The organism is Dokdonella aquatica (assembly GCF_051987395.1).
Classification (GTDB): domain Bacteria; phylum Pseudomonadota; class Gammaproteobacteria; order Xanthomonadales; family Rhodanobacteraceae; genus Dokdonella.
This window is the reverse complement of the sequence record NZ_CP197094.1, coordinates 1552331-1567312: the sequence shown is the minus strand read 5'-3', so window position 1 is coordinate 1567312 and position 14982 is coordinate 1552331. Positions and strand designations below refer to the sequence as shown.

The window sequence follows — 14982 nt, the reverse complement described above, 5'->3', positions numbered from 1 at the left end:
CGTGAGCGGCGCGCTCGCGCTCGCGGGCAAGTTCGTCGCGAGCCTCGCGATCCTGCTCGCGGGTGCGTGGGGTGCACTCGCGCTGCGTTTCCAGGCCCCGGGATCGGAAGCCGTCAAGCTCGTCGCGGCCATCGCCTGGGCCGCGCTCGCGCTTGCCGCGGCGGTACTCGTGTGGCGCAGTGCTGCTCGGTATGCGGTACCCGGTTTCACGATCGCGTTCGCGCTGCTGCTCGCGTGGTGGGTGAGCCTCGCACCCGCCGGAACGCGCGCCTGGGCCGACGATGTCGCGCATCTCGCCACAGGCACGGTCGACGGCGACATCGTCACGCTGCACGCGGTACGCGATTTCGACTGGCGCACGAAGGACGACTACACGCCGCGCTGGGAGCCGCGCCGCTACGATCTCGCGCACCTCGCCTCCACCGACGTGATCCTCTCGTACTGGGCCGGCGAGTGGATCGCGCACACGCTCGTCTCGTTCGGTTTCGACGACGGCTCGCATGTCGTCTTCTCGGTCGAAATCCGCCGCGAGGCGCACGAGCGTTTCTCGGAGATCGGCGGCTTCTTCAAGCAGTTCGAGCTGTCGGTGATCGCCGCGGACGAGCGCGACATCGTGCGCGTGCGCACCAACGTGCGCGGCGAGGACGATTACCTCTACCGCCTTCAGCTCGATCCCGACGCGCGGCGCGCGCTGTTCCTCGCCTACGTCGACGAGGCCAACCGCCTCGCACGCGATCCGCGCTGGTACCACACCGTCACCGCGAACTGCACGACGCTGGTTTACCACATGGCCCGGCAGATCCTCGGCGGCGGCTTGCCGATGGACTACCGCGTGCTGCTGTCGGGGTATCTCGACCGCTACCTCTACGACATCGGCGGCCTCGACCGCAACCTGCCGTTCGACACGCTGCGCACGCAGGCGCGCATCACCGACCGCGCGCGTGCCGCGGATCGCAGCGCGACGTTCTCGGCCGATATCCGCGCCGGCATGTCCGACGCGAAAGGCACCGCCGGCCGCTAGGGCGCAGCGGCCTTCACAGGCGCCGACGTGGCGGGTGTCGCGCCGAGGTGCTGCTGCAGGAAGCCTGCGATCGCGCGCCACATCTGGTGCTGGTGATCCTTGTCGCCGAGGCCATGGCCTTCGCCCGCGAACACGCGTCCCACCGGCGAGCGACCGGCCATGTCGAGCATGCGCTTGAGCCGGCGCGCATGCTCGAAATCGACGCGAAGATCCTCGTCGCCGTGCAGGAGCATGACCGGTACGCGCAGGTCGCGGTAGCGGTACAGCGGCGAGGTCTCGATCATCTGCGCCTCCTGCGTCTTCGGATCACCGACGACCTTCTCGAGCGCGGCGCGGCCTTCCTTCGAACGCCCGCCGTCGCTCGCGGTGAAGAACAGCAGGCGGTCGCTGACGCCGGCCGTCGAGACGACGCAGCGGTAGCGGTCGGGCCAGCGCACGGCCGAGACCAGCGAGGAGTAACCGCCGTAGCTGAAGCCGATCGCGCACATGCGCGAGGCGTCGATCGGATGCTCGGCGAGCACGCGTGTGAGCGCGGCGTCGATGTCGTCCTCGATGAGGGTGCCGTGGTTGTGGTAGCCGGCCTCGCGGAACGCCTTGCCGTAACCGCCCGAGCCGCGGAAGTTGACGCGCAGCACCGCGTAGCCGAGCGAGGCGATGAACTGCACGTCGCGCTCGAAATGCAGCGTGTCCTTGATGCCGACCGGACCGCCGTGCGCGAGCACGACCAGCGGATGCGGTCCCGGCCCGCGCGGCGTGGTGAGGTAGGACTCGATCGCGAGGCCGTCCTTGCCCTTGCTGTTGACGACCACGGTCGGCGCGAAGGCGCGGCCCGCCAGCCAGGGCATCGTCTCCTCGACGAGCGTCGCGCGCTTCTTGTCGACATCCAGGTGATAGAGCGTCGCAGGCTGGTCGCTGCCGTCGACCCACAGCACGATCTGTTTGCCGTTGGTGCTGCGCTCAACCACCGCCACGGTGCGGCCCGGGAAGCTGCGCTCGAGGAGACCCGAGAACTCGCGCTCGTGGCGCTCGAAGTACTCGCTGACGAGGCGACCTTCGAGGTAGTAGCGTGCGCCGATCGGACGGCGCTGACGGTCGTAGATCGGCGTGACGACGTCGACGCCGGGCTTGCTGAAGAGGGTCTCGGTGACCTTGCGCGAGGCGATGTCGAACGCGACGAGCTCCTGCTGCGCGCGTCCCTCGTCGGACAGGCCGTAGATCGTGCGGCCGTCGTACGAAAGCGACATCGGCGAGAAGCCCGAGTCACCGCGCAGGCGCATGATCTCAGTGAAACCTTCGGGACCTGCGAGCATGAGCACGGGTTCGTCGTCGCGACGCACGATCGCCACGCGCAACGCGCCCTGCCCGTCCGCGTACCACCAGACATCGTCCTTGGTACCCGCGTTGAGCCGGTCCTTCATGCGCGGCTGGAATTTCTTCAGGGCTGCCGCGCTCGAGACGTCGACGCGGTGAACCATGAACTCGCCGCGATTGCCGTAGCTCGCGAACAGGATGTGGTTGGGATCGTGCGCGAGCACGTCGACGATGCGTCCCGCCTGCGGGATCTCGCCTCGTTCGAACGTGCGCCGTCCATCCCTGGCCTCCGAGATCGTGACGACGTTGATCCACTGCGGCAGGCTGCTTCGCCCGAGTGCGGCGAGCAGCGTGCGGTCCGACGCCCAGGACACCGACTGGAACGGATAGTCGCTGCGCGCGACGCGGTACGAGGTGTCGTGGGCGAGGTCGAGCAGGTCGAGCACCCACGCGTCCTTGCCGTCCTCCTTGGTCTGCAGCGCGAGCAGTTCGCCGGACGGACTCAGCTCGATGAGGCTCACGCGTTCGTCGCGCCAGAGTTCACCGGGTGGCAGCGGCAGCGTGCCGGGCTCGGGTGGCGGTGTGAATTCCGGATACGGCGGCGGCTTCACGTCAGCGGCGGCGCGCTCGCGCTGGTAGAACGCGGGAAACGGATCCGGGTAGTGGCCGGTGTAGGCGAACGGGTACTGCTCGAGCAACGCGGCGTGCTCGGCCTGCAGCCAGTCGAGTGCGGCGAGGCCACGGTTGGAGACGTGGATGCGTGCGCGGAAGAAACCGAGCGGCCGGTAGAGGAGGTCGCCGGCGTAGGTGATCTGCCCGGGTTTGACCTCGAACTGGAACTCCTCGTCGTCCTCGAGGCCGTAGCCGAAGCCCGAGAACACATTGACCTTGTGCCAGCCGTAACGTCCTTCGTCGGCGACATACAGACGCAGCGTGCGCCCTTCGGGCAGCCGCGTGAGCACGCCGGCTCCGAACAGACGCCCGCCCTTGCGCACGTGCACGGCCGACAACGGCATCGACGAGTCGACCGCGATCAGCACGAGTCCCTGCTTCGGGCCGACCTTCGGCGTGTCGCCGGGATCCACGCGCTTCATCGCGAAGGCGAGCCCCGGCACCAGCAACACCACGATCATGACCACGCGCGCGAGCGCGAGCATCCCCTTCCCATGCCACGACCCGCCCTGCGGCGCGTGCTGCTCCGAGCGCATGACCTCTCCGTTTTCCCCTTGGCGCCGGCGACTGCGGCGCCATCGGAGCTTAGTCGGAAATCGCGCGCGGGTCAGCGGGGTCCGACGATGCAATCGAGGCGCCATACCGTCGCGGCACAAGCTGCAACCCTGACGGGTTCACGAAGTTTGCCGGCGAGCACCCCGAAGCGGTGATGCCACCGTACGCGGACCCGGGTCGCGAGGATCGCGACCCGGGTCAGTCCGTCGGCACGTCGTCCGTCTCGTCGGGCTCGCGATGCTCGGCCTTGTCGATCTTCTGCTGCGCTTCGACGCGGCTGTCGCTGACCGCGGGCAGCGCGTCCGGCTTGGCGAGCAGCAGGGCGGGATCGATGCGCTGGCCGAGCCAGCGCAGGCCGAGATGCAGATGCGGCCCGGTCGCGCGACCCGTGCCGCCGATCGTGCCGATGGCCTGGCCGCGCTTGACCGTGTCGCCGTCCTTCACCTGCAGCTTGTCGAGGTGGAAGAACATCGTGATCAGACCACCGCCGTGGTCGAGGTAGACCGCGTTGCCCGTGTAGAAATGGTCGGCCGCGAGCAGCACGGTGCCGTCGGCCGGTGCCTTGACCGGCGTGCCGAGCGATACCGGATAGTCGCGCCCGCTGTGCAGGCTCTTGTGGGTAGCGTCGAACGTGCGCTCGCTGCCGAAATCGTCTTCGCTCTTCGGCAGCTTGCCGGCCGGCGACGCCAGCGGCAGCGAGAAGCGTGCCTCGCCGTCGCCACCTTTCAGGGCCTTGGCGACCGCCTCGCGCTCGGTCGCGGCGCGCCTCGTGTCGTCGGGCGACACGTCGAGGAAGCGCGAGAGCTTGTCCGGCAGCGGCATGTCGACCTTCGGGAAATCGGTCTTCTGCACCACGAGCGTGCCGAGGTGCTGCTTGCCATCCTGGTCCCACAACGCGATCTCGTGCGCGCCGGGGCGCGTGCGGATGTCGACTGGGTAGTAGCAGGTCGCATCGACGGCCGCATAGCGCTTGCCGTAGACGCCGCACTCCTTCGCGGCGAGGCCGGTCCAGCGCGCGACACCGCCCTGCTGGGCGGTAACGACATCGGCGGCGAGAGCATGCATCGGCAACGCGAGCGCGCCGACGAGCGCGATCGACAAGGCGGTTCTCATTGGCGTCCTCCCACGCGGTACGGAAGGACGCAACCTAGCGCTGCGGTGCCGAACCGCAGCCGAACCAGCTCGGTCCCGGATCAGGCCTTCACGCGCGCGATCCACGCGGCGTAGCGGTCGACCCACTTGTCGAGGAAGGCCTTCGTGTCGGGGTTGGCGACGCGACCCTCGGCATCGAACAGCTCGGGTTTCCACGAGAAATACATCTCGGGCGCACCCATCAGCGCCATGTCGCAGGCCGTGACCACCGTGCGCAAGCCGGCCTGCGCGACCGCCGTGCCGATGCCGCCCGGGCTCGTGCCGACGATCGCCGCCGGCTTGCCGATCCAGCAGCTTTCGCCGCGCGGCCGCGTGCCCCAGTCGATCACGTTCTTGATCGCGGGCGTGTAGCCGCGGTTGTACTCGGGCGTCACGAACAGCACCGCATCGGCGGCGCGCACCTGCGCCTTGAAGCGCGCGACCGCCTCGGGCGGATCGGCCCAGAGATCCTCGTTGTAGAGCGGCAGGTCGTCGATGCGCACCGACTCGAACGCGAGGCGGCCCTCGGCGAGCGCACCGAGCGCACCCGCGAACGTCTTGTTGATCGACGCCTTGCGCAGCGAACCGACGATGACGGCGACGGTGGGAACGGAAGCGGACATGCAGGCGGACTCCTCGTGGACTGGCGCGAGCGTGCCACAAAGGCGTGACGTCGACAGGCATCGCGCCGGTGACGCGGCGGATCGGCAAGCTCCCCCTCTCCCCCGGCCCCTCTCCCGCAAGGGGAGAGGGGAGAAGGCGGCTCGATGATGGGCGCCGGCACGCGACTCTCATCCGTTCCCGGCACGTCTATTACGCAGTCATCCAGTCATCGACGACGTGACGTCGGCAGGCATCCCGATGGCGATGCCACGGAGCGGGAAGCGCCCCCTCTCTCCCGACCCCTCTCCCGCGAGGGGAGAGGGGAGAAGGCGGCTCGATCATGGGCGCCGGCACGCGACTGTCATCCGTTCCCGGCACGTCTATTACGCAGTCATCCGGTCGTCAACGACGTGACGTCGGCAGGCATCGCGGTGGCGATGCGGCGGCGCGGGAAGCCCCCCCTCTCCCCCGGCCCCTCTCCCGCGAGGGGAGAGGGGAGAAGGCAGCTCGATCGTGGGGGTCGGCGCGCGATCGTCATTCGTTCCCGAGGCGTGTCCCGCGCAGGTATCCGGTCGCCGAAGACGTGACGTCGGCGGGCACCTCGGTGGCGATGCGGCGGCGCGGGAAGCCCCCCTTTTCCCCCGGCCCCTCTCCCGCGAGGGGAGAGGGGAGAAGGCGGTTCGACACTTCGGTGCCGCGCGTGGCGATGGTTGTCGTCCCCGCTCGCTCGCGGGCACGCGTCACGATGGCGGTTCCTCCCCTCTCCCCTCGCGGGAGAGGGGTCGGGGGGAGAGGAGGCGGCGCGAGAATGCGCCCACACCCCTGCGTGGATCACCTACGCCGCCGCTGCGAACGTCCCGTGGAAGCCGAGCGGGAACGTGTAAGGCACCCAAGCCTGCGCAACCGGGCCGGCCGCGACACGGCGCGCATCGAGGATCGCGACGCCGCTGCGGCCGCGTGCGTGGTCGAGCAGCGTGCCGACCAGCCAGCCGTCGTCGGGCTTCGTGCTGCCGCGGCGCGGCACGAACACGTGTTCCTCGGCGAGGATGTCGCGGCCGTAGCGATGCACCTCGCGCATGCCGCGCTCGGGATCGAGCATGGCCACGGCGTTGAAGTACGGCGACGACCATTCGCCCGCGCGCGTCGGCGCGTACAGGCGCGCCGGGCGGTCGCCGCGGGTGCGTGCGTCGAACAGCGGGAACTCGATGCCGTCGCCGGCGAGCGTTTCCCAGTGTGCCTTGCCGCTCTTGAGGTCAAGGTGCAGCTCGACGAGGCGGGTCGGCTTTGGCGACTGGCCGTCGTGGCCTTGCATCGCGGCCTTCATCGGCGAGCGCGCCTCGTCGGGATCGAGATGCTGCACGGTGCGCATGACGATGCGGCCGCGGCGCTCGTAGGCATCACCGAAGTGGTACGCGGTGGTGAAGCCGGTCTCGAACCAGCGCGCCTTCGACGGCGTGGTCTTGTCGACCACGGCGACGCGGCAGGCGCGCGACGACGCGAAACGCATGCGCTCGAAGAACGAACCGCCCTGATGGAAGTCGACCGGGATCAGCATGAAGACGAGGTGGCGATCGGTCATCGCGAACGCGTGCAGGTAGCCGGGCTCCGGTGTCTCGAGCACGTCGGCCGAGATCAACGTGCCGCGCGCATCGACGTGCCAGACCAGCAGGCCGTTGCCGCCCATCATCGCGATCGAGCCGAAGTTCCACGACGAGCCGTCGCGGTCGACCAGCGGGTGCGCCGAGAACGGCACCGCGGCGAGGTCCGGGCGCCAGGTGACCGGACCGAGTGTCGCGAGCGTGTCCGGATCGAGCTCGAACGCCGAGCCCGCCTCGCACAGCGCGAACAGGCGGCCGCCGATCATCGTGACCGCGGTGTTGGCGGTGTTCGCATCGTCGTTGTTGCGGATCGGCAGCGGATTCGGGACCGTCGTACCGGCGGCCAGCGTCGCGAAGCGACCGAGGGCCTTCTCGCGCTCGAACTTGGGCGTCGCGACCATGCGGCCACGGTGCACGACACCACCGTCACCGAAGCGCCAGCCGTGGACCATGCCGTCGCCGTCGAACCAGTGCTCGTAGCGGAAGCCATCGCGCTCGAACCAGGCCGGCCCGTTGCGGTACAGCTTGCCCGCGAACCCATCGGGCAGGCGGCCTTCGAGCGTCGCCCGCGTCGGGCCGAGTGCTTCGGCCGACACCTGTCGCCAGCCGGCCATCCACGGGTGGCGCTCGAGACCGGCCGCGAACTGCGCCGGATCCCCGGCGAACGCACGCGTGGCCGGACCGGCCACGGCGAGCGCGGCGCTGGCGGAGAGCAGGTCGAGCAGGAAGCGGCGGCGGTTCATGGCGGGCTCCTCGGGAAGGCGGGGATCAGCGGATCGCGACGTCGACGGTGGTGTCGCCGTCGAACGCGAACGCGGCTTCGTCGAAGGTCGGCTTGCGCATCACGTTCGGGTTGTTGCTGAAGCCGTAGCCCTCGGTCGGCATGCCGAGCATGTTGGTATCGAGCCGGCCATTGCCGTTCTCGTCGTGCACGACCATGACCGCGTAGCGGCCCGGCGCGACGTCGGCGAACACGGCGCGTGCGGTCGCCCCCTGCGCGGCGACGATGGTCGCGGCGACCGGCTTGGTGCCACCGTCGTAACCGTTCGAATCGACGAGCGCGATGCGCAGCTCGCCCTTCGCGGCGCGGATGCCGGTGAGGTCGACCGACAGCGTGGCGGCCTGCGCCGAGGCGGCGAGCACGGTGGACGCGGCGACGAGGGCGAGGGCGTGGCGGAAGCGGTTCATCGTGGTTTCCTTCGTGGCGGGGTGTGGAGCCAGTGTCCGTACCGGCGTCACCGCGGTCAGGGGCCAGCCGTCACCGATCCGACCTGCCGGAAGTCACCTCGTGCGTCCGATGGATTGCCGCGCGGCATGCCTGCGGGTCAGCATGCGGCCATGAGCACCGCGCTGCGCCGCCTCGTCGAACCCCTCTGCCTCGCCGGACTCTTCACGATCGGTGCGGTCGCGCTGTCGATGCGCTATGTCTCGCCCGACCGCCTCGTTGTCGCGAGCACGCTGCTCGCGGTGTACGCGGCCTGCTTCGTCGCGGTGACCGCGCTCGAACCGCGCCGACGCACGATCACGCATGCGCTGCTCGCGGTGATGCCGATCGTGGCGCTTACGCTGATCGTGATCGATCCGCGCACGGGTACGGCGCCGGTGCTGCTGGTGATCTGGACCGCCGCCGCGATGGCGACCTGGTCGCCACGCGCGACGTTCATCGCGGTCGCGACGGCCGACGTCGTCTATTACCTGATCCTGCGCGAGATCGCGGGCTTCTCGTCGCCGCTCATGTCGGTGCTGATCTTCGCGGGCTTCCAGGCGTTCGCGGCGCTGTGCATGCACTACGCGAAGAGCGCCGAGCGAGCGCGCGACCGCCTCGCGCTCGTCAACGCCGACCTGCTCGCGACGCGTGCCCTGTTCGCCGAGAGCGCGCGCGATGCCGAACGCCTGCGCGTGACGCGCGAACTGCACGACGTCGCCGGCCACACGCTCACGGCGATGCGCCTGAACCTGCGCGCGCTCGCCGCCGATCCGGCATTGGCCGGCCGCGAAGACCTGCGCATCGTCGACCAGCTCGCGGCAGAACTCATGGGCGAGCTGCGCGGCGTCGTGCAGGCCTTGCGTGACACGCGTGGCCTCGACATCGCAACGGCGCTGCACGCACTCGCCGCACCGTTGCCGAAGCCGACGCTGAAGCTCGATCTCGCGCCGGGCCTGCAGATCGCCGACGCAGCAGTCGCGGAGACGGTGCTGCGCGTCGTGCAGGAAACGCTGACCAATGCCGCGCGCCATGCCGCCGCGGACACGCTGCAGGTCTCGCTGCGGCGTGACGGCGACACGCTCGTGCTCGTCGCCGAAGACGATGGCCGCGTGCGCGGACCCCTGCGTGAGGGCAACGGCATCGCCGGCATGCGCGAGCGCGTGGCCGAACTCGGCGGCACGCTCGCGATCTCGACCGGCGCGCGCGGCGGGCTTCGGGTCGAGGCACGTTTGTCGATGGAGCGGTGACATCGTTGGCGCGATCCGTGGCCGGGTCGTCGCGATCCACGTAGCCTCAAGCGTGCTCCGAGGTGTCGAAACCGAGGCGCGATCGCCACACGACAAGAACACGCCGTGCCTCCACCTTGTCGGTGAACGCGCCCATCTCGATAGCCGGCGCCGACGCGAGCGCGATGACGATCGCGAACGTGCGCGGACCGTCCTCGGGATCGTGCGCGCACAGCTCGACCGCGCGGATGGCCTCGCTCGCATGGACGTGCTCGCGCACGCCGGTAGCTGGCGCACGCGTGGTGCGCACGAGGCGGCCACCCGCATGCTCGAGGCGCACGGCCTGCATCGGCAGGAACAGTGCGATACGCAGGCAGAGCGCGCCGAAGCCGACGAACGCGAGGATCCCGACCATCGACGCCACCACGCCGCCGATCTTCGCCGCGGTATCGATCGGCCGCATGTCGAACGCGAGCCACGCGAAGAACGGCGAGAACGAGAACGCGAGCACGCCGGCGATCATCGCGGCGATGCGCACGCCGCGCTGGCTGCCGTGCTCCTCGTAGATCAACGCATCGGGGGTTTCGGTGAAGGTGAAGGCGGGCATGGGGGCTTTGGTCTGTGAAGTCGTCCGATAGCTGAATTGTCGTTGGACGTGGCGTCACGGATTCGAGTTCGTGTTGCCTCCAGCTCGTGATGCGAGTTCGCTTTGCGACGTCAGCATGCCTCCTGCCGTCATCCCGGCGAAAGCCGGGATCCCCTCAAGCGTCCATTTTCACGACGGCATCGGGCCCATGTACTGTCATCGGCATGAGCCACGATATTCCGTCCAAGTGACGTTCTCCCGAACGCTCAAGGGGATCCCGGCTTTCGCCGGGATGACGGAGTCAGAGGGCAATTCGAGCTGTCATCTTCTCTTGCTCTGCATGACCCAAGAACGCCACGACCCTCAAACGACAGTTCCCCTCACACGACAATCTCCGGGACACACGAAAACCCCGTCCCTCACTCCTCATCCTCCGGCATCGACGCCACATCCCCGAGCAACTGCTGCGCCTCGTCGCCGGGCAGCGTCTCGACGCCGCGCAACTTGCGCTCGATCGCGCGCGTGCGGATGCCGGCGTCGCCGATGGTCTTCTGCACGTGGCCGAGCTGCGTCGTGGCCTTCTCGAGCACCGTCGCGAACTTGCCGAATTCGGTCTTGACCGCGCCGAGCACCTGCCAGACCTCGCTCGAGCGCTTCTCGATCGCGAGCGTGCGGAAGCCCATCTGCAGGCTGTTGAGCAGGGCCGTGAGCGTGGTCGGGCCGGCGAGCACGATGCGGTGCTCGCGCTGCAGCACGTCGACGAGGCCGGGACGGCGGATCGTCTCGGCATAGAGGCCTTCGGTCGGCAGGAACATGACCGCGAAGTCGGTCGTGTGCGGCGGGATCACGTACTTGTCGCTGATCGATTTCGCCTGCACGCGGATCGCACGCTCGAGCTGCGCGGCGCAGCTGCGCACGGCGTCGACGTCGCCCTTCTCCTGCGCATCGAGCAGGCGCTCGTAGTCCTCGCGCGGGAACTTCGCGTCGATCGGCAGCATCACCGGCGCGTCGGTGTCGCCGCGACCCGGCAGGCGGATCGCGAAATCGACGGCTTCGGTGCTGCCGGGTTTGACGCGCGCACCGCGCTCGTACTGCTCGACCGTCAGGGTCTGCTCGAGGATCGTCTCGAGCTGCACTTCGCCCCAGCCGCCGCGATCCTTGACGTTGGTCAGCACGCGCTTGAGGTCGCCGACGCCGGTGGCGAGCTGCTGCATCTCGCCGAGGCCGCGCTGGACCTGCTCGAGACGTTCGGAGACGAGCTTGAACGAGGCGCCGAGGCGCGCCTCGAGCGTCGTCTGCAGCTTCTCGTCGACGGTCACGCGCATCTGCTCGAGCTTCTGCGCGTTGTCGGCCTGCAACGCAGCGAGCTTGTCCTCGAGCGTCTTGCGCATCTCGCCGATGCGCAGCTCGTTGCGCTGGGTGAGCTCGGTGAGGCGCTGGCCCAACGACTCGGAAAAGCGCACCTGAGACTCGGCGCCCTCGACGCGGCCCTTGCGGCCGTCCTCGAGCAGGTCCTTGCGCAGGCCTGCGAAGTTCTCGCCCGTGCGCTCGGTCAAGCCGACGAGCTGTGCGCCGAACGCCTCGATGCGCGCGTGCTGCTGCTGACCGAACGCCTCGAGCTGCGTGCGCATCTCGAGAAGGCGCTGCCCGAGCAGCTCGGCACTGCGCTGCTGCGCGGCGGCGCCTTCCTCCCGGGCCTTGCGCGCATCCTCGACCGCGCTCTCGCGCAGCGTGTCCAGGCGTGCGTCGAGGCGCGTCGACAGCTCGACGAGACCGCGTCCGTTCGCCTCGGCCTGCGCGCCCTGCTGCTGCGACGCGCGGGCGAGCTCGTCACGAAGTTCGGTGCGTGCCTGGCGGGATTCGTCGCGCAGCGTGGTCTCGATGCGCGCGAAGTCGGCCTGGCGGGAGGCCTGCTCCTCCGGCGAGGGTCGCGGGCGCCGGAACAGCACCGCGAGCTGGAGCACGATGACCGCAGCCATCAGGCCGGCGAGGATCAGGAAGACGGGGGACTGGAGATCGTTGGGCATCCGCGCAGTGTAGCGGGCGGCGTCTCAGGGGCTGAGCGTGGTGATGCCGGGGTATCGCGGAGGCACCACCAGCCGTCATCCCGGCGAAAGCCGGGATCCCCTTGAGCGTTGCGTCGCTAAGGAAGCCTTCCGTGACTGTGCTTCACACTCGGATGCCCTGCTTCGGTCAGGTCTGACGCAGGTTCGCAGGCTCGCCACGTCAACAGCGCTCAAGGGGATCCCGGCTTTCGCCGGGATGACGGCGGAAAGATGTGCTTCGAGTTCCGGCGCTGAACACGGGACAGGCAACTGGCGATACGCCGGACGACCAGGCGCTACGCGAGATCTGCCACACCATCAGAACGTGAAGAGGCCGGATCTCGCCCATGCGACACCGGATTCCCTGCCACCGACGCCCGGAACCGAGTATCTCGGCTTTGCCCCGGGTCCCGCTCGATCACGTGCGACCCGGCTAACCAAACCCCCACCCGGTGCATCCTAGGCTCCATGACCGAAGACCAGGCCGCCTGGCTCGAGCGGGCCCGGCGTGGGGACCACCGAGCGTTTCGCCACATCGTCGACGCCCACGCGCCGGCGCTGTTCCGCGTGTGCGCGCGCATCACCGCCGACAAGGCACTGGCCGAGGACGCGGTGCAGGAGGCGTTCTTCAACGCCTACCGGCACCTGGCCGATTTCGATGGGCGCGCTGCGTTCACGACCTGGCTGCACCGCATCGGCGTCAATGCCGCGCTCGAGCAGCTGCGCAGGCGGCGGCGCCACGACGTCCACGAGACCGTCGAGGACGACGACGAAGGCCCCGGCTTCGACGCGGTCGATCCGGAAGCCGGGCCCGAGCGCGTCGCCCATGGCGCGCAGGTGCGGCGCGAGGTCGAGGCGCTGCTCGCGCGCATGAGCACGATCGAGCGCACCGCCTTCGTGCTGCGCCACCACGAGGGGCAGTCGCTCGAGGACATCTCGGCGTCGCTGTCGCTCAACGTCAACGCCTGCAAGCAGGCGATCTTCCGTGCGGTGCGCAAGCTGCGCGCCGTGCTCGAACCGAACGGGTGACACCCATGGAACCGATCCGCGACGACGATCTCGTGCTCTACGCCTTCGGCGACCTCGACGAGGCCGCGCGCATGCGCATCGAGCACGCCGTGCAGACCGACGCCGACGTGCGCGCGCGCCTGCAATGTCTCGAAGACGCCCTCGCGCTGGCCGACGAGGTGCCTGCGCCGGTGGCCGATGCGGCACTCGCCGCACGCGTCTGGCAGCACCTCGAACCGCGCATCACCGCACCGGCGCGCCTGCCGTGGTGGGAGCGCATCGCCGCGTGGCTGGACGGCTTCGCGCCGCCGCGCCTCGCGCTCGGCGGCCTCGCGGCCTGCGCACTCGCCGTCGCGATCGGCGCGGGTTTCCTCGCCGGCCGCCACACCGCGCCCGAACCCGACGCGATCGCCCAGCAACGTGCGGACGATGCCGCGCGGCGCGTGCTCGATGCCTATGTCGCCGCGCACCTGCGCGCGAGCGAAGGCGTGCTCGTGACCGCGAGCAACACCGGCAGCCCCGCACTGCTCGACGGCAACCGCGAACTCGCCGCGGGGCTCGTCGAATCGAACCGCCTCTATGCGCGCGCCGCCGAGCGTGCGGGCGACCTGCGCCTGGCCACGTTCCTGCGCCAGCTCGAGCCCGTGCTCGTGTCGCTGGCTAACCGCGCACCGCCCGCCACCGTCCAACCCGACGACGGCCTGCGCGACTACCTGCGCGAGACCGACCTGCTGTTCGAGATGCGCGCGACGCAGGCGCGCCTCGAACAACCCCGCGAACACCGCACCTGAGTTCCACCGAGGATCCGCCATGACCCGTTTCGCTTCCTTCGCCCTCGCCGCCGCGATCGCCCTGGCCTTGTCGCCGCGTGCGCACGCCGTGGCCTCCGACGACGCGATGGCGCCGTCCGACAAGGCCGCCAACGCGCTGTACTGGGAGGCGCAGTCGTCGCTGCGCGCCTCCGACTGGCCGACCGCGCTGCAACGCTTCGAGCAGCTCGAGAAGCAGCTGCGCGAACGCGAGCCGCAGAGCGCCGATGCCGCGCTGTACTGGCGCGCCTACACGCTCGTGCAGGCCCGCCGCGCGACCGAGGCGCGCAAGGTCGTCGAGCGCCTGCACCGCGAGTTCCCGACGAGCCGCTGGGGCGGCGATGCCGACGCGTTGTTCGCCGCGAAGGACGCGCCGAAGGCCGGCGACGACGGTGAGCTCGCCGACGTCGCGATCGAGGCCTTGCTCTCGGCACCGCCCGAGCGTGCGATTCCGCTGCTCAAGCGCGTGCTCGAAGGCACGCGCCCCGCACGCACGAAGAAGCGCGCGCTGTTCGTGCTGAGCCAGTACGACTCGCCCGCCGCGACCGAGATCGTCGCCGCGACGACGCGCAGCGCCGACCCGGACCTGCGCCGCGAGGCGATCCGCGTGCTCGGCATCGGCGGGCAGCCGCGCGGTCTCGACGTGCTGCGCGACAGCTACGCCTCGAGCGGCGATCCGGCCGACAAGCGCGCGATCATCGAGGCCTGGATGATCGCGGGCCGCAAGGACCTGATCCTCGCCGCCGCGCGCGACGAGAAGGATGCCTCGGTGCGCCACCAGGCCACGCAGATGCTCGGCACGCTCGATGCGGAACCCGAGCTGCGCCAGCTGCTCGACACCTCGAAGGATCCGGCCCAGCGCGATGCCGTGCTGCAGGCGCTCGGCATCGCGGGCTCGGCGTCAACCCTTGCTTCGATCGCTTCCGACACGAAACAGGACGAGCCGACCCGCCTCTCGGCGATGCGCGGCCTCGGCATCGCCGGCGGCAAGGAGTACCTCGGCGAGATCTACGCCAAGGCCAACACGCCGGCGCTGCGCGACGGCGCGCTGCAGGCCATGCTGATCGCGGGCGACGGCAAGACGATGCTCGAGCTGTACCGCAAGGCGACGTCGGCCGACGAGAAGAAGGCCTTGCTGCGCATGCTCGGCCTCGTCGACAGCGACGCCGCGCTCGAGGCGATCGAAAAGGAGCTGTAAGCACGCTCCGCT

12 protein-coding genes are annotated in these 14982 nt (G+C 69.8%); 5 read left to right on the top strand and 7 right to left on the bottom strand.

All coding sequences use genetic code 11. From position 1 onward, the window contains the following. The first annotated feature begins 1 nt into the window (after position 1). A complete protein-coding gene (locus ACQQ2N_RS07045) occupies positions 2-1021 on the top strand; it encodes an Lnb N-terminal periplasmic domain-containing protein (protein ID WP_440224991.1) in 1020 nt (339 codons plus the stop codon). Here ACQQ2N_RS07045 and ACQQ2N_RS07040 read toward each other — a convergent pair. From ACQQ2N_RS07040 to ACQQ2N_RS07020, 5 genes are all read right to left on the bottom strand, one after another. Then, positions 1018-3540 (bottom strand): alpha/beta hydrolase family protein, encoded by a 2523-nt coding sequence (locus tag ACQQ2N_RS07040; RefSeq protein ID WP_440224990.1) that lies wholly within the window; start codon positions 3538-3540, stop codon positions 1018-1020. The two genes, ACQQ2N_RS07045 and ACQQ2N_RS07040, sit on opposite strands and share 4 nt — an antisense overlap. A 217-nt stretch (positions 3541-3757) precedes the next feature. Continuing rightward, positions 3758-4672 (bottom strand): M23 family metallopeptidase, encoded by a 915-nt coding sequence (locus tag ACQQ2N_RS07035; RefSeq protein WP_440224989.1) that lies wholly within the window; start codon positions 4670-4672, stop codon positions 3758-3760. Between the two features lie 80 nt (positions 4673-4752). Beyond that, a complete protein-coding gene (locus tag ACQQ2N_RS07030; protein ID WP_440224987.1) occupies positions 4753-5313 on the bottom strand; it encodes an NADPH-dependent FMN reductase in 561 nt (186 codons plus the stop codon). Between the two features lie 815 nt (positions 5314-6128). After that, a complete protein-coding gene (locus ACQQ2N_RS07025; protein ID WP_440224986.1) occupies positions 6129-7634 on the bottom strand; it encodes a carotenoid oxygenase family protein in 1506 nt (501 codons plus the stop codon). 25 nt (positions 7635-7659) lie between these two features. Then, positions 7660-8079: a DUF2141 domain-containing protein gene (locus ACQQ2N_RS07020; RefSeq protein WP_440224985.1), complete on the bottom strand. Its 420-nt coding sequence runs from the start codon at positions 8077-8079 to the stop codon at positions 7660-7662. 150 nt (positions 8080-8229) lie between these two features. Here ACQQ2N_RS07020 and ACQQ2N_RS07015 point away from each other — a divergent pair, with 150 nt between their 5' ends. Then, positions 8230-9345, top strand: coding sequence for a sensor histidine kinase (locus ACQQ2N_RS07015; RefSeq protein ID WP_440224984.1), 1116 nt, complete (start codon positions 8230-8232; stop codon positions 9343-9345). 46 nt (positions 9346-9391) lie between these two features. On the opposite strand, the gene ACQQ2N_RS07010 is transcribed toward ACQQ2N_RS07015, so the two are convergent. Beyond that, entirely contained in the window at positions 9392-9931 is a 540-nt protein-coding gene (locus tag ACQQ2N_RS07010) for a hypothetical protein (protein WP_440224983.1), read from the bottom strand. A 398-nt stretch (positions 9932-10329) separates the two neighbouring features. Continuing rightward, positions 10330-11874 carry a DNA recombination protein RmuC gene (rmuC, locus tag ACQQ2N_RS07005; protein WP_440225721.1) on the bottom strand — a complete coding sequence of 515 codons (1545 nt, stop codon included), beginning with the start codon at positions 11872-11874 and terminating at the stop codon, positions 10330-10332. A gap of 549 nt (positions 11875-12423) precedes the next feature. Between rmuC and ACQQ2N_RS07000 the strand changes: the two genes are divergently transcribed. From ACQQ2N_RS07000 to ACQQ2N_RS06990, 3 genes are read left to right on the top strand one after another with little or no spacing between them, the layout of a single operon-like run. After that, positions 12424-12984, top strand: coding sequence for an RNA polymerase sigma factor (locus tag ACQQ2N_RS07000; RefSeq protein WP_440224982.1), 561 nt, complete (start codon positions 12424-12426; stop codon positions 12982-12984). A 5-nt stretch (positions 12985-12989) separates the two neighbouring features. Continuing rightward, on the top strand, positions 12990-13754 hold the full coding sequence (locus ACQQ2N_RS06995; RefSeq protein WP_440224981.1) for a hypothetical protein: 765 nt from the start codon (positions 12990-12992) through the stop codon (positions 13752-13754). Between the two features lie 19 nt (positions 13755-13773). Beyond that, a complete protein-coding gene (locus ACQQ2N_RS06990; RefSeq protein ID WP_440224980.1) occupies positions 13774-14970 on the top strand; it encodes a HEAT repeat domain-containing protein in 1197 nt (398 codons plus the stop codon). Positions 14971-14982 lie beyond the last annotated feature (12 nt).